The following is a 19,508-nucleotide window of genomic DNA, read 5'->3' on the forward strand; positions in this document are numbered from 1 at the left end:
ATCTCCGCGTTCTCTTCTTTCGTACCAACGGTAATACGAATTCCATTTGGTAAACCAAGTGGGCTACCGGAACGAACGATATATCCTTTTTGCAGTAACCTTTCAAATACTTCATCCCCTGGAATACCAAGCTCTAAAAAGACAAAATTCGCCTGTGATGGATAATAAAACACTTGATACTTCTCACAAAAATCGTAATATTGCTGTAATCCTTTATTATTCACATTCACACACTCTTGTATAAACGCTTGATCTTCTACCGCAGCTTGCGCAACTACTTGTGCAATTGATGACGTATTAAACGGTAATCTTGCTACCTCTAACGAACCTATTAAATTTTCATTTCCTACTGCATAACCAATACGAAATGATGCCAATCCATATGCTTTTGAAAATGTACGTAATACCATAAGATTTTCATACTTCTCTAGAAGTGGTAATGTTTGCGGATAATCTTTAGCCCCCGCGTACTCATAGTATGCTTCATCCATAATAACAAGAGCTGTTTTGGGAACTGCTTCTAAGAATGAAAGTAATCGCTCCATCGAGACATACGTTCCTGTTGGATTATTAGGGTTACAAATCCATACAATACGTGTATGCTCATCAACTTGTGCAAGCATTGCCTCTAAATCGTGTGTACCCTCTTTTAAAGGTACTTCACGTACTTCTGCTTTTTCAATTACTGCATGATGACGGTATTGTGAAAATGTCGGCTTTGCCATGACAACATTTGTTCCTTCTTGTAACAGAGCACGGCTAATCATTTGAATCACTTCATCTAAGCCGCTGCCAAATAAAATTTGTTCACTTTTCACATGAAGATGATCTGCTAATTTTTCACGAAGAGCATACGCTGCGCCGTCTGGATAAAGCGCATATTGTCCATCTAATGATGCCAAAGCTTCTGTTACACGTTTTGAACATCCAAATGGATTTTCATTTGATGCTAGCTTTACAATTTTAGATAATCCATATTGTCTCTTTACTTCTTCAATATTTCTACCTGGCACATACGCTTTTAACGACAATAATTGCTCTTTTACCTTCATTCAACTTCCCCCTATCATTTTTGTAAATCGGGCCTTAGCTGCACCGCTTTCTCTAAATAGACATGATGAATTTCATGTTGTAGTTTATTTGTCATAACCGTCATCATAACGCGAATACATTTCTCAAGAGCATTCGGAACTTCTATTTCTTGCATGCACATGACCGGTACATAGGACCAATCCTCAATACGTCTTAATGCAGCTGCCGGAAAACATGCATTTATATCTGTTGTTGTGGAAATTAATACAGATACAATATCAGCAGGAGAAACCCCATTAGTACTTGCCATTTCTTTCACTAAACGCTCGGTTGCAGTCAATATTTCCTCTATTTCATTACAATCAACTGTAGTTGCGCCGCGAATTGCGCGAATCAAATAGACTCCTCCTCTCTTTGAAATGCTTCTAAAGCGGTTCGGACGGTCTCATCTGAAATAGATACGACATCCACTACCCCAATTTCCTGCATAAGGACCATACGAATTGTTCCACCATTCGCTTTTTTATCTTGTTTCATCAATTGAACGAGGCGATTCACATCAAGTTTACTTGGTATGCTTGGATAGCCATATGCAGTAAACCACCGTTTGATTTCCTTATATTGAAGATCTTTTTCATATATTTGTTCACTTAAAAAGATGGCAAATAACATACCGATTGCAACCCCGTCACCATGTGTGATGTTTCCATATCCCATCTCTTTTTCTAGAGCATGTCCAAGTGTATGCCCAAAATTCAAGTAAGCACGAACACCTTTTTCAGTTTCATCCTCTGCCACAATTTTTGCTTTTACTGGTATTGCACGCTGCAGTGTATAAATTAACTTATCATCTCTTAAATCGGCTAATGTTTTCACTTCTTCGCGCAGCCAATGATATAATTCTGTATCCCCAATAAGCGAATGTTTAATTACTTCCGCAAAACCAGAGCGCCATTCTTTTTCTGGAAGAGAGTTTAAAAACGGAGTATGATAAATCACTGCTTCTGGCTGGTGAAATGCGCCAATCATATTTTTCCCAAGCGGATGATTGACTGCAACCTTACCTCCAACTGCACTATCATGGGCAAGTAAAGTTGTCGGTATTTGGACAAATCGAATCCCTCTCATAAACGTTGCTGCAACAAATCCTGCTAAATCCCCAATCATTCCGCCGCCAAGCGCTAGAATAAGAGAATGACGATCTAGACCTTTTTCAAGTGCAAACGTTTGAGTAGCATAATAATTTTCAAACGATTTTTCTTTCTCGCCACTTGGGACCACGAACGAAAATACCTCTTGTTTTACCTGCAAAGTATTTATCACTTCGGCTAAATGAAATGAAGCTACCGTTTCATCAGAAATTAGTAAAATACTTGAAACAGCTGGTTTCATATTTTCTATAAGTTTTGATAATTGTAACAATGCATGATTTCCAACATACACATTATATTGTTTGGAACCTGTTTGAATCTGTATTGTCTTCATCAAAATCCCCTCGCATATTCGTTATGTTTCTCAATATTTTCACGAATTAGATCAATGCGATCGGTCCCAAATTGTTCAATTACGGCTGCAGCTAGCTCCCAAGCTACAACCGCTTCCGCTACAACACTTGCCGCTGGTACAGCACAGCTATCAGAACGCTCAATACTTGCTTGAAACGCTTCTTTCGTATCAATATCAATACTTTGCAGCGGTTTATATAAAGTTGGAATTGGTTTCATGACTCCGCGAACAACAACTGGCATACCTGTCGTCATACCACCCTCTAATCCACCTGCATTGTTTGTACGTCGCGTATATCCATTATCTTTATCCCATAAAATCTCGTCATGGACAAGACTTCCTGGCTTATGAGCTGCCTCAAAGCCAATCCCAATCTCCACACCTTTAAATGCATTAATACTCATGATTGCAGCCGCAAGTTTTGCATCTAATTTACGATCATAATGTACATAACTTCCAACACCAACTGGCATACCTTCTACAACAACTTCAACGATCCCTCCGATAGAATCTCCGTTTGTTTTTGCATCATCAATCGCTTGCATCATTTTCTGCGCTGCTTCTTCATCTAAACAACGAACAGGAGATGCCTCTGTAATCGTTTGTAACTCTTCAATAGAGTCATACGACTGCTTCTCCGCTTTCACTCCTCCAATTTCAATTACATGCCCCGCTACTTTTATACCCAGTTCTTCTAAAATGCGCTTTGCAACCGCTCCAGCAGCTACACGAACCGTTGTTTCTCTAGCTGAAGAACGCTCTAATACATTGCGCATATCGCGATGACCATATTTAATCGCACCATTTAAATCTGCATGTCCTGGACGAGGTCGTGTAATTTGTCGTTTCATTTCTTTTGACTCTGCCTCTGTCAATGGTTCTGCTCCCATAATTTTTGTCCAATGTGCAAAATCACGATTTTCGACAACAAGCGTAATTGGTGCACCAATTGTATATCCATGACGAACACCACTTAAAATTTGAACTTGATCTTTTTCAATTTGCATGCGACGTCCGCGACCATACCCTTTTTGCCTTCTTGCTAATTCTGTATTAATATCATCCGCTACTAAAGGTAAACCTGCCGGAATCCCCTCTAATATAGTCGTTAGTTGTGGCCCGTGAGATTCACCAGCTGTTATATATCGCATCGGTTACTCCCCTTTATTTCAGTATTTATGTAACACTATATCATAACCTCTATCGTTTCGTAACTAATACGAAACAAAAAAGCGCAAGAAGGAATTTAAACATCCTTTCTTGCGCTTTTTCACTAAAATCATTATTTTTAAAGCGTTTACAAATTATTTCGAAATAATTAGTAAATCCACTCATTCATTGATCTAGAGTACTCAACTAGCTCTTCTTTGTTAAAGAAAATACCAATTTCACGTTCTGCACTTTCAAGAGAATCTGAACCGTGAATAATGTTTTTTGCAACAGTTACTCCAAAGTCACCGCGAATTGTACCAGGTGCAGCTTCATTTGGTCTTGTTTTCCCCATCATGTTACGAGCTGTCTCAACAACACCTTCACCTTGCCATACCATTGCAAAAACAGGTCCAGACGTAATGAAATCTACTAATTCACCGAAGAAAGGTCTCTCTTTATGTTCAGCATAATGCTGTCCAGCAATCTCTGGTGTTACTTGCATAAGCTTAGCACCAACTAATTGAAAGCCTTTTCTTTCAAATCTAGCAACAATCTCCCCAATGACTGCACGTTGTACACCATCTGGTTTTACCATTAAAAACGTTTTTTCCATAATAAATCTCTCCACTTCATAATATGTATGTAATTGTATATCCCCAAACACATAGTATCACCGTTATCAAAATTGTGCAACATTTTTGAAATGGAGAGATTATTATTTTCCTCGAAAAACATTTAAAATTTACGTTTTCCAATGTATTTTGCAACATTTTGCAACGCTAGTTTTGCCTGTCCACGAGGCAACGGCTTAATAATTTCTAATGCTTTATGTAAATATCTTTCACTAAATGCAAAGGCTTGATCAATTGCATTACTATTTTTGACCGCTTCAATAATTTCTTTCATTTCATTTGAAGACATATTTTCATTAACCTGAACAATTCTCTCACGAAGTTTAGGATCTTCCATCGCATATAAAACAGGAAGTGTAATATTACCTTGTAACAAATCTCCGCCCGCCGGTTTTCCAAGCTTTTCTTCTGTTGACACAAAATCTAAAATATCATCAATAATTTGATATGACATACCAACAAAGTAACCATACCAAAACAAACGATTCACTGTATCACGACATGCACCAGATGCAATTGCCCCTAATTGACAACTCGCAGCAATTAAAAGTGCCGTTTTTCGTTTAATACGGCGTAAATATGTTCGTAAATTTTGTCCAAAATCATATTTATCTTTAATTTGTTCAATTTCTCCCTTGCACACTTCAAGAATTGTATATGATAATGCTTTATGCACTTCTGGACTTTCTAAATTTGTAATGCATTCTAGAGACTTTGCAAATAAATAATCCCCTGTATACATTGCAATACGATCACCCCAGTTTGCATTTACAGTCGCACTCCCTCTTCTCAAAAGAGCAGCATCAATTACGTCATCATGCACAAGAGAAGCCATATGAATAAGCTCTAATGCAACGGCAACATGTTTAATTATATCGAGCTTATACTCTCCAAATTTCCCCGCAAGCAGAACGAAAACTGGTCGAATTCGTTTCCCACCTGCCTCAATTAGTTGCAACGCTGCTTCTTCAAGTAATTGTTGCTCAGAAGCAACAACTACTTTTAACTCTTTCTCAATTTTATCAATATCCGATCGTAAAAAAGAATACATAAGTTGTAACTTCATATCGTTCACCTTAACCTAAAACTTCTTTTCTATTTTTATCATGCTCTAACAGAAAGTAAAACTCCTACCTCAAAAATAGAGATAGACGGGAGAGAAACACCCGTTAGAGCCCGATTGGTGATACTTTATCATCAACAGGCAATAAATTTCCTACTGATGATAATTTCACTTTATTCTGGCTTATAGCCTAAATGCATTGCTGCTACTCCAAAAGTAAATGGCTTTACTCTTACTTGTTCTAGTCCAGCTTTCTCAAACATACGAGCCAATTCTTTCATTCCCGGAAATGTGCTTGCTGATTCTTGTAACCACGAATATTCTTTATAACTTTTAGCAAACATCTTTCCGAATAAAGGCATAATGTATTTAAAATATAAAAGATAACCTTGTCGAATTCCAATCATTGTCGGCTGCGATGTTTCTAAGCAAATAACTTTCCCACCTGGTTTTACAACACGAGTCATCTCTTTTAATACTTGCATATAATCGGGCACATTTCGGAGTCCAAATCCAATTGTAACATAATCAAACATATCATCCTCAAAGGGTAGTTCCATCGCATTACCATGAATTAATTCTACTTGGTCCAATTGTAAAGCTTCCACTTTCTCTTTTCCAACCGAAAGCATATTTTTACTAAAATCTAATCCATATACTTTTCCACTGGAACCGACCGCATCGGCAAGCGCAATCGTCCAGTCAGCCGTTCCACAACATACATCAAGCGCTGTGCTGCCAGGTTGAACGTCCATAATTCGCATCGTTTCTTTACGCCATGCTTTATGTCTTTGAAAGCTAATAACCGAATTCATTACATCGTATTTATTGTATATTTTCTCAAATACGTCATGTACTCTTTCTTCTTTTGATTGTTGCATGCTTTTACCCTTCTTCCAACTGTAAAATTCAAAATACTCAAGTTGCCTCTTTCAATGTGGAAAAAATGTTTCAATCCCTGTATCATCTTGCATCAAAGTATCAATTTGACTCCGTATCTTTTTTATCGATTCGTTGTATACGTTCTCCATTTTCGTTTTATCATCAGAAGATAAAATCTTTTGAAATGCTATAAATACTGGCGACGACTCTTTTTTCAAGAATATTTGATACTCAGTTTGCAACCGATTTATTGTCAACATATTGTTAATTGTTGACTTTAGATGTTTCACTTGAAAATGATCACACGTTTTTTGTAAAAGAGCCGATTCAATCATTCCTACACTGCTTAACATTTCTTCCATCGTTTCATATGTTTGCTGATATAACATAATTTTGTGTTCATTAATCTCTTTAATGCCTTCTGCCAGCGCACGAATCAGTACGATATCATGATTCATTGAAAGTAAATAATAATATAGTCCACTATAATAATCCCCTGCTAAGACTGTTAGTTGACGTCGTTTATGAGATCCATCCGTCTCCTCTTTATTTGATACCTTCTCATGTGTATCTAAAGCAATTTGTACAAGCATAATTGTTACTGCATAATGTTCAATTTGCTCTCTATGTAAGTTTGCACTTTTTAAAACGGAATATAAGAGCGCTAATTTTTTTTCATCAATAACTGGTTCTTCAATATACTTTATAAAATAAGGATGGCGTAGTTTTTTATATAGCTGCTCCTTTATATCCGTAAACCCTCCGTAGATGTCACCCACAAAAATCACCCTTGTTTTCTAATTCATAAAACCTATTATAACACATTCATTCATTTTTCTATAAAGAAAACTTGACGCAACGAAACAAAGTAGAAATTGAACTTATTTATCCTTCCCCTAGCCGTTTCGTATAAAGCGAAACTTTCATCCCCCATTAATGGAAATCCCGCTTAATAGAGCTGTTACGAGCAGTTACCCACACCTATCTTCCCACACTTCGCTCTAAATCATGAAATGAGGATAACTGCCTACGAATAACGGGATAAAAAAAGAAAAGCAGTTTCCTGCTTTCCTACTAATTCGTCTTAATAAAAGATAGAATCTCCGCACGTGCTGGTGCGTCTGTTTCTAACACACCGCGCACAGCAGTTGTTACAGTTTTTGCACCAGGTTTTTTCACACCGCGCATTGTCATACACATATGCTCTGCTTCTACAACAACCATTACACCATGCGGCTCCAACACTTCCATAATAGAATCTGCTACTGTTGATGTAATTCGTTCTTGTAATTGTGGTCGACGCGCAACTGTATCTACTGTACGTGCCAATTTACTTAACCCTGTTACTTTTCCACCTCGTGGAATATATGCAACATGAGCAACGCCATAAAACGGAACAAGATGATGCTCACACATAGAAAAGAACGGAATGTCCTTTACCAATACAAGTTCTTCATGATCTTCACCAAACACTTTATGTAAATGTTCTTTTGGATCTTCATGCATACCAGAAAATACTTCTGCATACATCTTTGCAACACGTTTTGGTGTATCTAATACTCCCTCACGATTTGGGTCGTCCCCAATTGCTTCTAAAATAAGGCGTACTGCATGTTCGATTTGCTCTAAGTTTACATTTGCCATCCGCTAGCCCTCCCGAATAAAACCTAAAAATACTACGAACACATTCTAGCATATATATGTTTTTAAAAGCAAAAAGAAGAGTTTCCAATAAGGAAACTCTTCTTCCCCGTAAATATGTAAGGATTATTTAACCGCATCTTTTAGCGCTTTACCAGGTTTGAATGCAGGTACTTTGCTTGCCGCGATTTCAATTTCCTCACCAGTTTGTGGGTTGCGTCCTTTACGAGCCGCACGCTCACGAACTTCGAAGTTACCAAATCCGATAAGTTGTACTTTATCACCTTGCTTTAAAGCTTCTAAGATGGAATCAAAAACAGCGTCAACTGCTTTTGTTGCGTCCTTTTTAGAAAGGGAACTTGCTTCTGCAACAGCATTGATTAAATCTGTCTTGTTCATGCCATTCACCTCCTCCCAAAGATACGACTGTATAATGATCATAAAATGAGTCTTACCTTCATTTGTAGGCAATTTTTACAAATTCTATACTACAAAGATGTAGATAAATCATTATCTAGGCCTATATTATACGATTCTCCTTTATAATTCAATATTTTTAAAGAAAATGTTGCCATGAAAATGCGAAAAACTAATGAAACTTGACAATCAGCTATAAAGTATTAGATAATTGCATTTTGTTTTTCATAAAAAACAAAAAAAAGACTCCCGAATAAGGAGTCTTTCGATTATAAAATAATTGCTATTAAGCCGCCAGATCCTTCGTTTATAATTCGTTCTAACGTTTCTTTTAATTTATATCGAGCATTTTCTGGCATTAATGATAATTTTGCCTGAATCCCTTCTCGAACGATAGAGCTAAGTGATCGCCCAAAAATATCTGAATTCCAAATAGAAAGTGGGTCATCTTCAAAATCTTGCATTAAGTAGCGAACAAGCTCTTCACTTTGTTTTTCCGTTCCAATAATTGGCTCAAATGTTGATTCCACATCGACTTTAATCATATGAATAGATGGGGCAACAGCTTTTAATTTCACTCCAAATCGCGATCCATGTCGAATAATTTCCGGTTCATCTAAACTCATATCTGCTAGTGCCGGCGCTGCAACACCGTATCCTGTTTGTTTTACCATTTTTAGTGCATCTGCAACTTGATCATATTCCGTTTTCGCATGAGCAAAGTCAAGCATTAATTTTAGTAAATGATCCCTACCACGAATTTCAACACCTACCACTTCTTTTAAAATTTGATCATACAATTCATCTGGTGCATATAAGTCAATCTCAGCAACACCTTGCCCCATATCAATTCCTGCAAGACTCGCACGATCAATAAATTCATATTGACTAAATTGCCATACAACGCGATCAACATCCCGAAGACGCTTAATATCTTTTACAGTTTCTTGGACAGCCTCTTGATAGCTTTGACGAAGCCAGTGGTTGTCATTTAATACCATTACCCAACTCGGAAGATTTACATTTACTTCTAAAACCGGGAACTCGTATAATGCCTCGCGTAGTACATTGTATACATCACCTTCTCTTAACCCTTCTACGCTCATTGCCAACACCGGAATATCATATTCTTCTACTAAGCTTTGGCGAAGTTGTTCTGTATCAGGATGATATGGCTGTACTGTATTAATGATCATAATGAAAGGTTTTCCAACTTCTTTCAACTCATTTACAACCCGTGCCTCCGCTTCAATGTAATCACGGCGAGGGATTTCTCCAATTGTTCCATCGGTTGTAATAACTACACCGATTGTAGAATGTTCTTGAATTACTTTCCGCGTCCCGATTTCCGCAGCTTCATGAAATGGGATTGGCTCTTCATACCACGGTGTATTAATCATACGTGGTCCATTTTCATCTTCATATCCCTTTGCTCCCGGGACAGTATAACCTACACAATCTACTAAGCGGATATTCACATCAAGTCCGTCTTCAACATGGATAGAAACCGCTTGGTTTGGAACAAACTTGGGCTCTGTGGTCATAATTGTACGCCCAGCTGCACTTTGGGGCAGTTCATCTTGTGCACGCTGACGATCCGAATCGTTTTCAATGTTAGGAATAACAACTAGTTCCATAAACTTCTTAATAAAAGTAGATTTTCCTGTCCGAACAGCTCCTACAACCCCTAGATAAATATCACCGCCTGTACGTTCAGCGATATCTTTAAAAATATCAACCTTTTCCAAGTGATTCCCTCCCTCAACATTTTTGGGAATAAATCATGATTATTCTTGTAGTTTATACTGTACAGCATATGATTTTGTCCCAATTTCATATGACTATTTAAAAAGAACTTTTTGTATACGATGCAAATGTTTCAAGAAGTAAAAAACCCTTCTTCTAGAACTTATTCGTTAGAAGAAAGGTTCATGACTTATCACTTAAAAAAAATTGGTTCTTTGTTCTTTACTGTATACGGCAAAGAATACACAGGTACAAATGGTGTATGCTTCACAAACAACTGGCGAATATCTTCTCCCTCTTTTACTTCATCGCCATATTTTTGTAACATGTCGTATAAATCAATACGATAATCAATATATATCTCACCTTTCTCATCAATAACAAAAGGTAAGTTCTTACCAGAATACGGACTTTCCACTTGAGGAATTTCTTTATATCCCATTTTTTTATAATCAAGCTCATACACACCGTCTGTAATTACTTTTTTAAACGGTGGATATTGATGTTCATCACGATAGATTTGTAGTTTCAATTTTAGATCTCGAATTTGTTCAGCCATTCGAACATCAATTAATTTCACAGTTGGATTTGTTTCTACATCAACTAATACATACTGATAAATTCCTCCGCTTTCAAAAGCATTTCCAGGTGGTTCTTGCATAAGCCTAGGCGTAATCTTTTGAAAATCAATCGGATATTTTTGATAGATTGGTGTATTCATATCCCGTGTTTTAATAGGCAATATATTACCATTTTGTTCCCTATATGTATTAACTGCTGTTTGCACTGCTTGTAATTGTTCTTCATATGGTACTACATTTTGTTGTACCTTTTCTTTCGGATATAGACACCCAGATAGCATACCAGTGCAACACAATACGAAAACCATTAGTATTTTCTTCATCAGAAATCCGTCCTTTGTTTCTATTGTTCAATCGGCCCACTAAATACAACGAGAAAAATAATAAGTCCAGATACAATCATACATGTATATGCAAACAAAGCTGTAAACCCTTTCAAAAACGAATTCTTTATTTTATGACGACTTAACAAAATGAAAATAACAGCAATAAACATGAGAGCCATTGCCCCCAAGGAAAACCACATCTTTATAAGTCCAACAGACATATATACACCCCTTTATCTTAATGTATTTTCCTACTATTTTAACAAATTATAACTTTTAAAAAAATAAAAACAATCCATTTATTGCGTTCGAATCAAAAATAAGACGAAACCCTGCTACTGAAGGACCAGCGGTATGCCATTCACATATGATGAAACCATTAAAAAACCGAAGCACGAGACTTCTCCGCTTCGGCTGACCAAATACTCCCACAAACAGCTCATATTCATTCCTTCCTCACATCGTATGCAATATATATAACAATGGTTTCTCGTACTTTATTTTTTAAACATTTTACTTAATGAGCTAAAATCGGTTGGCATGTTATTATTAATAATCGCATTTACAATTTGATCTTCTTTCTCTTTTGATACATCTCTTCCTGCCATTGCAGCAACTTGATGAATTAACTGACGTAATACTTGCTCATCTCGCAAATTTGCATTTTGAACAGAAGAAGCTAATTTAAAAATATCATCTTTATTTACTTTCGATTGCTTTTCAATATTGTTAAATAAATTATTATCCACTTTGTTCACCCTCTCTTGTAATCTACAATTCATGGTATGCAGAAAATAAAGAATGGTGAAAAGACCCAAAATAAGAAAAAGCTGTACAAATGTATCGTTACACTTGTACAGCTTTTCTTACAACAAATCTGGGATTTCTTCTACTTCGTGTTTACGCACGCGCCCCATCAATGTTCCAACGGCATCTTTTACGTTTTTCTCATTAAATAATACATCATATAAAGCAGCTGTAATTGGCATTTCTACATTCATTTTCTTTGCCATCTCATATGCTGCTTTCGTTGTCCGCACTCCTTCAACAACCATTCCCATATTATCTAATACTTCTTCTAACGAGCAACCTTTACCAAGCATGTTACCAGCACGCCAATTTCGGCTATGAACGCTCGTACACGTTACAATTAGATCACCCATACCTGTTAGGCCAGCAAACGTCAATGGATTCCCACCCATTTTACGTCCTAAACGAGCGATTTCCGTTAATCCACGCGTCATAAGTGCCGCCTTTGCATTATCACCTAAACCAAGTCCATCAGTAATACCCGCAGCAAGGGCGATAATATTTTTTAACGCCCCGCCAAGTTCAACCCCAATAATATCTGGGTTTGTATATACACGGAAATAGCTATTCATAAATAAGTCCTGAACTTCTTCAGCTGCTTCCATACGCTTTGCAGCTGATGTAACTGTTGTAGCTTGACGCAATCCAACTTCTTCTGCATGACTCGGTCCCGATAAGACCACAACATCTCGAATGAGATGTGCCGGAAGTTCTTCTTCAATCACTTCCGAAATACGCTTTGAAGTTCCCGGTTCAATTCCTTTACTCGCATGAATCCATGTAATTGGCTGCGAAACAAATTCTTTCATATTTTTCAATACTTCTCTGTATGCTTTTGTAGGTACAACGAGAAGTACTGTATCCACTCCTGCTAATGCTTCTTCTAAAGAAGAGTAGGCAACGATACTGGCTGGTAGTGTAACCCCCGGAAGATAACGACTATTTTCATGTTTTTCATTAATTTCATTCATGAGTTCTACTCGGTTTCCCCAAAGACGTACATCGTGGCCGTTGTCAGCTAATACCATTGCTAACGCCGTTCCCCAGCTACCTGCTCCTACTACTGTGATTTTTTTCATAAAATCACATCCCCTCCATTAATCTCGTGCTCTTGCAATAATTTTAATCGGTGTTCCTACGAAGCCAAATGCATCGCGCAGACGATTTTTCAAGAAGCGCTCATATGAGAAGTGCAGTAACTCTGGATCATTTACGAATACAACAAATGTCGGTGGTTTCACCGCGACTTGTGTTGCATAGAAAATTTTCAAACGTTGTCCATTATGTGTTGGTGTTGGATTCATTGCAACAGCATCCATAATTACGTCGTTTAATACGTTTGTTTGTACACGAATACTATGACTTGCATTTACCTCATTAATAACAGGAAGCAATGTATGTGTACGTTTTCTCGTTTTTGCAGATAAAAATACGATTGGTGCATAATCTAAAAATTGGAAGTGAGCACGGATATTCTCTTCGAATTCTTTCATTGTTTTCTCATCTTTTTCAACTGCATCCCATTTATTTACAACAATAATAACAGCACGACCTGAATCATGCGCATATCCAGCGATTTTTTTATCTTGTTCAATAATTCCTTCTTCACCATCTAAAACAACTAAAACAACGTCAGAGCGTTCAATTGCTCGAAGCGCTCGAAGTACACTGTATTTTTCGGTACTTTCATATACTTTTCCTTTTTTACGCATTCCAGCAGTATCAATGATAACGTAATCTTGTCCATCTTTACTGTATGGAGTATCAACTGCATCACGTGTTGTACCCGCTACATTACTAACGATTACACGCTCTTGACCAAGCAATGCATTAACCATTGACGATTTCCCAACATTCGGACGACCAATTAAACAGAATTTAATTGTTTCATCATCGTATGCTTCTTCTTCAATTTGTGGAAAATGTTTTGCTGCTTCATCTAATAAATCACCTAGTCCTAAACCGTGTGTACCAGATATCGGAAATGGCTCTCCAAATCCTAACGCATAAAAATCATAAATATCGCTGCGCATCTCTGGATTATCTATTTTGTTGACAGCTAATACAACCGGCTTATTAGAACGATATAAAATCTTCGCAACCTCTTCATCCGCTGCAGTTACACCGTCGCGACCATTCGTCATAAAAATGATAACATCAGCTTCATCAATCGCAACTTCCGCTTGTTGACGAATTTGTGTCAAAAATGGCTCGTCCCCAATATCAATTCCACCTGTATCAATAATGTTAAACTCATGATTTAACCATTCTCCTGCACTATAAATGCGATCTCGTGTTACACCAGGAATATCCTCTACAATTGACACTCTTTCCCCAACAATTCTATTGAAAATAGTAGATTTTCCAACGTTTGGGCGTCCTACTATTGCCACTACCGGTTTTGGCATATACTTTCATCCTTTCTATTTGCTTCTGTTATTATGTAAAAAACCCTTCTTTGTGCAAGAAGGGATTTGCATTCCAGAATATTTCTCTTCATATCAAAACATCTCATATTATAGCACATTTCAAGAGTGTTTCACAATAATATATAGGTTCTCTTGTAAGCGATGTGCAATTCCATCTATAATCGCCTCTAAATTATTGGCTACAAACTCCATTTCTTCTACTGTCTCACATACAAACAATGGAGCTCCGCCAGCAAATTTTTCTGGAATTGTCGTAATGACAGCAAGAATGCATTTTTCTAATATCATCTTTTTTCTCCCCTTCCTGTAGGAGCCTCAGAAGACATATGAACCGCACTTTCTAACGTCGGAACATTTCCGATAATTTGGATAGCTTTATTCACATCTTGATCTTGTGGCAAAACAAACACACCTATTCTTCCATCATTTAAATCCCGTTTTGCAAGTGGTACAAGTGCTGGTGTTCCAGAATCTCGATAAATACCAAGAGCAACAGACATATCATGCAAAATGGCTTGCCTTTGACCTAAATTCGCTAACGTTATTCGTGCATCAATAGACTTTGGTTTCAAAATAAACCCCATGCCATACTTCATAATTTCTTTTTGTCTCGCTGGTAAACCAATATTCATAATATAAATATTATCTACATAAAGACCAGCGCCTTCAAAATGTGGTGGCACATGTTCAATTTCAACAAGATCACGCAGTCGTTTACCGGACATTAACATTTTCGAAACAAAGAAACTTATTATTCCAGCAAAAATACCGGCATACCAAGATTTAAACCCTAAATACGCAAAGCTGGTTACAAAAGATGTTAACATCGCTAAATAGTTACGGCTCTCAAACACAAGTGCAATTCCTTCAATATATGTATTCCCCCGCGGGACAAGCTCATATCCGTCTAGCTGCTGCAATGTATTACGCTCCATATTACGCACATCACGAAACTGCGATGCCGCTAATGTCAAAAATGTAATAGCGGAAAAATCTTTCTTCAAAATTGATGGAATCGCAACCGCCCCAAGAGCAGACGCAGTAATTCCCATTGCAATATGAATAATCTTGCCATGCAAGCGAGTTGGATACTGCCTTGTATCAGTTTGAAGCATTAAAATTCGTGTAACTGTTCCCACAATTACCCCAAGTAAGATCGCTGATGTATATGAATTCATAAACTACCCTTGCCCCTCCTTCACTTGTTTTTGCTTAAATTGCCCTGTGTATGTCATTATTTTTCCAACGCTATATAGAAGACTAAAGAACATTGTGGACACAGCAATCATATTAAAAAACTGCAAGCTACCGAGTTGATACGGAAAATTGAAGCCCTTTAAGACAAAAGCTACAAACAACTCACCTTGCAAAGCTCCTACATACAATCCCCATATACGTAATAGACGGTCTCGATGCAATAAAATAGATGTATAAACGAGAATACCGCTTAGCATCCATGTACGATTTATAACAATCCAAATCGGATCGTACAATTCTATTAAGGAAAAAATTGTATATAACATTGCAATTATAAGCGCACAAAGTAAAGTATAGATTTTTTTCCATACTGAATATACTGCAATTCCAGTAAACGAAATTCCGCCCAGCAAAAGAGCATTTACTGAGATTGTAAAAGAAGAAATTGAAATCACTGTTTGCGAACAACTAATAAATAATAAAATGACAACACTAACACAAAGTCTAAACGTATCTTTTTTCAAAAAAAACGTTGCAACAATCCATCCCATCCACGCTAAAAAATAAAAATAACTTCCTTCCAAGTTATCACCTCCTATTATTTCCATTATGGGAATTTTTCATGAAAAATAATCCTGGTCTACAGTTGCATATTTTTAAAAATAACAGCAACACTTTGTACTAAGGAGGTGGGGACACCATGGGTAAAGATCGTCAAGAAAAAAAATTAAAACAATCGCGACGTGTAGAGTCTGATCGCAGTCAGTCACTACAATATCCGGGCGCAACAGGACTCGATACACCGGAGCAAGCACGAAAACAAAATCAACATTAAAACAAAAACAGCCAACGTGTCGTTGGCTGTTACTTTGTTACTCTATATCCATGCGCAGTAAAATTATTCACCTCAAAATCCCTAGATAAAAATTTTTCAGCGCTTACTATATATTGTTGTATCGATTCCACGCTGGATAAGCCAATGATACGTATCACCACTGATAACAATTGGCACTCGTTGAAGCTCAGCGATTGTTCGCACCCCCAGCGCTGTCATGATAAACTGTAAATCTGTATGTAATAATTCTATTTCTTCTATTAATTTCTCAATACCTTCATTCATCAGTATTCGCAAAAAATGACCTGCAAACGCCACAGCCGATGCTCCTAATGCTAAAGCCTTTGCTACATCAAGTGCTGTTTGAATACCACCTGATGCAATAATAGAGAGGTTTTTTTGTGTAGAGGATGCTTCAATTAAAGATGAAACAGTCGGAATGCCCCACTCATTGAAATAAGAAAGCACTCTCTGCCTTCTTTCATTTTCAACCGCAGCAAAGTTTGTACCGCCATAACCACCAATATCTACAGTAGAAACACCAACATCGGCTAAATTCTCTACTGTTTCTTTACTCATACCAAAACCAACTTCTTTTACTATAACAGGAACAGAAGAATACTTTACAATTTGTTCGATTCTCTCCAATGCACCTGTAAAATCTCTATCGCCTTCTGGCATTGTTAATTCTTGAATGACGTTCAAATGAATTTGTAATGCATTTGCTTCAAGCATATCAACAGCTCGCTTTGCTTGCTCTACTGTTGCTTCACTTCCTAAGTTTGCGATAACAATTCCATTCGGATTCGCTTTTCTCACAATTTTATAAGAAGCAGCTTCTTTAGGATCTTTTAACGCTGCCATTTGCGAACCGACAGCCATCGCAAGCTGATGCTGATGCGCCGCCCAGGCTAGTTGTTCATTAATATGTAGTGTGTGCTCTCCACCACCACCAGTCATCGCATTGATAAAAATCGGCGAACTTAAAGAAAGTTCGCCGATTTCCGTTTGAAATGATATACTTTCATAACTTATATTTGGTAAGCTTTGATGAACAAAAGCAATGTCACGAAAGCCATGTGTACGAGACTGTCCAGTAGAAAGAGCATACTCAATATGTTCTAATTTGCGCTTTGCTCTTACCACACATATCCCTCATTATTTCTTTAATTTTTTTAGCTGTTCTCCAATAATATCACTTAATTGGAATGTAGCAGAATCAGAAGATGGTTCATATTTACTGTAATCTTCTGTTACATTATTTTCTTCAAGCGCTTCTTTTATACTTAAGGAAATACGTTTTTCTTCTGAATGAACTTCTAACACCTTTACTTTTACGTCTTGTCCGATTTCTAATACTTCATTTGGATTTTTTACATGACGATTTGCAATTTGCGAGACATGTACAAGTCCTTCTACACCAGGAAGAATCTCAACGAATGCCCCGAAAGTAACAAGACGTTTTACTTTCCCATCTAATATATCGCCTGCTTTTACTTGATTCGCAACATTTCCCCAAGGTCCTGGCTGTGCTGCTTTAATAGATAAAGAAATACGCTGTGTATCAGCATCAACAGATAAAACTTTTACTTTTACAGTCTGTCCCTCTGCTAATACATCAGATGGTTGTTCTACACGATCATGAGAGATTTGTGAAATATGAACTAAACCATCCACACCGCCAACATTTACAAACGCTCCGAAGTCAGTTAAACGTTGTACTGTTCCTTCTACAATATCACCTTCTTTTAAAGAAGAAACAGCTGCTTTTTTCTTCGTTTCCAACTCTTGTTCTACAACTGCCTTATGAGAAAGAATAACACGATTTTTCTCACGGTCTAATTCTACAATTTTCACTGCCAGTGTCTTCCCTTTATAATCAGTAAAATCTTCTACATAATGCATTTCTACAAGTGAAGCTGGAATAAAACCACGTACGCCAAGGTCAACAACTAGTCCTCCATTGACGATATCTTTGATTGTTACATCAAATACTTCACCTGATGTAAATTTCCCTTGTAATACTTCCCATGCTTTTTCTGCATCTACAGCACGTTTAGATAATACTAAATCATCATCTTCTAATTTAATTACTTTTAACTCAAGAGTTTGTTCTACTTCTACAACATCGCCTGCTTTTTCAATATGGACATTCGCTAATTCACTAATTGGAATGACACCATCAGTTTTGTACCCAACATTCACAAATACTTGCTTATCTTCGACTTTTGTTACTGTACCTGTAACAATATCACCTACTTGTAATGCCTTTGTGTCCACAACTTCTTCATTCATTTTTTCTACCATGTAAATACCTCCCTACTGAAATGGCAAAGCATCTTTATGTATATACGAAATGGAAACAATAGCTTCCATTTGCATGTATGTAAAATATTTAGAAAATACCCTCTTTTACTAACTTCTAACAAATTGACGAATTTGTCAAGATAATTGTCTCATTAATCAATCGGAAGAATCGTACATTTTAAAAAATAAAAATAAGGGAAGAGGCTAACCTCTTCCCTTATTTTGCGAACGTTACCGATACAATATCCATAATCTTTTGAACTACCTCTTCAATAGATAAAGATGTTGTATCTAATTCAACTGCATCCTCGGCTTTCTTTAACGGAGACACTTCACGTTCGGAATCTAATTTATCACGGCGCGCAATTTCTTCTTTTAGTTGTTCTAAATTAGAAGGAAATCCTTTTTGTGTGTTTTCTAAATGTCTTCTCTCTGCTCGTTCCTCGACAGAAGCTAACATGAAAATTTTTACTTCTGCATTCGGTAATACATGCGTTCCAATATCACGGCCATCCATAACAACGCCACCTTTTTCTGCTAACGCTTGCTGACGACGAACCATTTCTTCACGAACGAGACGATGTTTTGCCACAATTGATACAAGATTTGTTACTTCTGGTGTACGAATCGCATTTGACACATCTTGTCCATTTAAAAAGACAAGTTGTACACCTTCTCCATGTTGAAATTTAATATCTATATTTTTTATGACTTCCATTAACTTTTCTTCATTTTCAATATCGATACCTTGCTGCAGTGCCGCATACGTTACTGTGCGATACATTGCACCCGTATCAATATAAACATAAGAAAGTTTTTTAGCAACGATTTTAGCAACCGTACTTTTTCCTGCAGCTGCAGGACCATCAATTGCAATCGAAATTCGTTTCTCCATTGTAACACCCCATTTTTCACTTATAAAAACAGAAGGAAAAGCAGGTACGTTCTCCCC

The 19,508-nt window shown here is 37.1% G+C and carries 23 protein-coding genes; 1 reads left to right on the plus strand and 22 read right to left on the minus strand.

Annotated features, from left to right (window positions below):
• The 19 genes from hisC to ACFQZ1_RS06405 form a co-directional block, all read right to left on the minus strand.
• The coding region (gene hisC / locus ACFQZ1_RS06315) for a histidinol-phosphate transaminase (protein WP_377881263.1) at window positions 1–1,052 on the minus strand (1,052 nt) is incomplete at its 3' end.
• 14 nt (window positions 1,053–1,066) lie between these two features.
• Complete coding sequence (gene aroH / locus ACFQZ1_RS06320; protein WP_377881264.1) at window positions 1,067–1,429, minus strand: chorismate mutase; 363 nt, start codon at window positions 1,427–1,429, stop codon at window positions 1,067–1,069.
• Window positions 1,426–2,517, minus strand: coding sequence for a 3-dehydroquinate synthase (gene aroB, locus ACFQZ1_RS06325; RefSeq protein WP_377881265.1), 1,092 nt, complete (start codon window positions 2,515–2,517; stop codon window positions 1,426–1,428). The genes aroH and aroB overlap by 4 nt, the downstream gene beginning before the upstream one ends.
• Window positions 2,517–3,689 (minus strand): chorismate synthase, encoded by a 1,173-nt coding sequence (aroC, locus tag ACFQZ1_RS06330; RefSeq protein ID WP_377881266.1) that lies wholly within the window; start codon window positions 3,687–3,689, stop codon window positions 2,517–2,519. Before aroC ends, aroB begins: the two co-directional genes overlap by 1 nt.
• Window positions 3,690–3,856: 167 nt before the next feature.
• Complete coding sequence (gene ndk, locus ACFQZ1_RS06335) at window positions 3,857–4,303, minus strand: nucleoside-diphosphate kinase (protein ID WP_230574018.1); 447 nt, start codon at window positions 4,301–4,303, stop codon at window positions 3,857–3,859.
• A gap of 122 nt (window positions 4,304–4,425) precedes the next feature.
• Window positions 4,426–5,388, minus strand: a complete 963-nt coding sequence (gene hepT / locus ACFQZ1_RS06340; RefSeq protein WP_377881268.1) for a heptaprenyl diphosphate synthase component II — start codon at window positions 5,386–5,388, stop codon at window positions 4,426–4,428.
• Between the two features lie 170 nt (window positions 5,389–5,558).
• A complete protein-coding gene (locus ACFQZ1_RS06345; protein WP_377881270.1) occupies window positions 5,559–6,266 on the minus strand; it encodes a demethylmenaquinone methyltransferase in 708 nt (235 codons plus the stop codon).
• A 51-nt stretch (window positions 6,267–6,317) separates the two neighbouring features.
• Complete coding sequence (locus ACFQZ1_RS06350) at window positions 6,318–7,046, minus strand: heptaprenyl diphosphate synthase component 1 (protein WP_377881271.1); 729 nt, start codon at window positions 7,044–7,046, stop codon at window positions 6,318–6,320.
• 295 nt (window positions 7,047–7,341) lie between these two features.
• On the minus strand, window positions 7,342–7,911 hold the full coding sequence (folE, locus tag ACFQZ1_RS06355) for a GTP cyclohydrolase I FolE (RefSeq protein WP_098309413.1): 570 nt from the start codon (window positions 7,909–7,911) through the stop codon (window positions 7,342–7,344).
• Window positions 7,912–8,034: 123 nt separating this feature from the next.
• Window positions 8,035–8,307, minus strand: a complete 273-nt coding sequence (locus ACFQZ1_RS06360; RefSeq protein WP_001043860.1) for an HU family DNA-binding protein — start codon at window positions 8,305–8,307, stop codon at window positions 8,035–8,037.
• A 287-nt stretch (window positions 8,308–8,594) separates the two neighbouring features.
• Window positions 8,595–10,073: a stage IV sporulation protein A gene (gene spoIVA, locus ACFQZ1_RS06365; RefSeq protein ID WP_377881274.1), complete on the minus strand. Its 1,479-nt coding sequence runs from the start codon at window positions 10,071–10,073 to the stop codon at window positions 8,595–8,597.
• Between the two features lie 191 nt (window positions 10,074–10,264).
• Window positions 10,265–10,975 carry a hypothetical protein gene (locus ACFQZ1_RS06370; protein WP_377881275.1) on the minus strand — a complete coding sequence of 237 codons (711 nt, stop codon included), beginning with the start codon at window positions 10,973–10,975 and terminating at the stop codon, window positions 10,265–10,267.
• 20 nt (window positions 10,976–10,995) lie between these two features.
• A complete protein-coding gene (locus ACFQZ1_RS06375; protein WP_377881277.1) occupies window positions 10,996–11,199 on the minus strand; it encodes a DUF2768 domain-containing protein in 204 nt (67 codons plus the stop codon).
• A 276-nt stretch (window positions 11,200–11,475) separates the two neighbouring features.
• Window positions 11,476–11,727 carry a stage VI sporulation protein F gene (locus tag ACFQZ1_RS06380; protein ID WP_377881494.1) on the minus strand — a complete coding sequence of 84 codons (252 nt, stop codon included), beginning with the start codon at window positions 11,725–11,727 and terminating at the stop codon, window positions 11,476–11,478.
• Between the two features lie 117 nt (window positions 11,728–11,844).
• Entirely contained in the window at window positions 11,845–12,867 is a 1,023-nt protein-coding gene (locus ACFQZ1_RS06385; RefSeq protein ID WP_377881278.1) for an NAD(P)H-dependent glycerol-3-phosphate dehydrogenase, read from the minus strand.
• Window positions 12,868–12,885: 18 nt separating this feature from the next.
• Entirely contained in the window at window positions 12,886–14,196 is a 1,311-nt protein-coding gene (der, locus tag ACFQZ1_RS06390; protein ID WP_377881279.1) for a ribosome biogenesis GTPase Der, read from the minus strand.
• 120 nt (window positions 14,197–14,316) lie between these two features.
• Window positions 14,317–14,505, minus strand: coding sequence for a capping complex subunit for YIEGIA (locus ACFQZ1_RS06395; protein WP_230574009.1), 189 nt, complete (start codon window positions 14,503–14,505; stop codon window positions 14,317–14,319).
• Window positions 14,502–15,395 carry a YIEGIA family protein gene (locus ACFQZ1_RS06400; RefSeq protein ID WP_377881280.1) on the minus strand — a complete coding sequence of 298 codons (894 nt, stop codon included), beginning with the start codon at window positions 15,393–15,395 and terminating at the stop codon, window positions 14,502–14,504. Before ACFQZ1_RS06400 ends, ACFQZ1_RS06395 begins: the two co-directional genes overlap by 4 nt.
• Window positions 15,396–15,398: 3 nt before the next feature.
• The gene (locus tag ACFQZ1_RS06405; protein WP_377881281.1) at window positions 15,399–15,998 is read right to left on the minus strand and encodes a YphA family membrane protein; all 600 of its coding nucleotides are present in this window, start codon (window positions 15,996–15,998) and stop codon (window positions 15,399–15,401) included.
• A gap of 116 nt (window positions 15,999–16,114) precedes the next feature.
• On the opposite strand from ACFQZ1_RS06405, the gene ACFQZ1_RS06410 reads away from it, so the two are divergent.
• On the plus strand, window positions 16,115–16,249 hold the full coding sequence (locus ACFQZ1_RS06410; RefSeq protein WP_020059616.1) for a YpzI family protein: 135 nt from the start codon (window positions 16,115–16,117) through the stop codon (window positions 16,247–16,249).
• Between the two features lie 96 nt (window positions 16,250–16,345).
• On the opposite strand, the gene fni is transcribed toward ACFQZ1_RS06410, so the two are convergent.
• From fni to cmk, 3 genes are all read right to left on the minus strand, one after another.
• A complete protein-coding gene (gene fni, locus ACFQZ1_RS06415) occupies window positions 16,346–17,395 on the minus strand; it encodes a type 2 isopentenyl-diphosphate Delta-isomerase (RefSeq protein WP_377881282.1) in 1,050 nt (349 codons plus the stop codon).
• Between the two features lie 12 nt (window positions 17,396–17,407).
• On the minus strand, window positions 17,408–18,556 hold the full coding sequence (gene rpsA, locus ACFQZ1_RS06420) for a 30S ribosomal protein S1 (protein WP_377881283.1): 1,149 nt from the start codon (window positions 18,554–18,556) through the stop codon (window positions 17,408–17,410).
• A gap of 217 nt (window positions 18,557–18,773) precedes the next feature.
• The gene (gene cmk / locus ACFQZ1_RS06425) at window positions 18,774–19,451 is read right to left on the minus strand and encodes a (d)CMP kinase (RefSeq protein WP_377881284.1); all 678 of its coding nucleotides are present in this window, start codon (window positions 19,449–19,451) and stop codon (window positions 18,774–18,776) included.
• Window positions 19,452–19,508: the final 57 nt, after the last annotated feature.

The sequence above is a fragment of the Bacillus sp. CGMCC 1.60114 genome, from assembly GCF_042676365.1.
GTDB classification, from domain to species: Bacteria; Bacillota; Bacilli; order Bacillales; family Bacillaceae_G; genus Bacillus_A; species Bacillus_A rhizoplanae_A.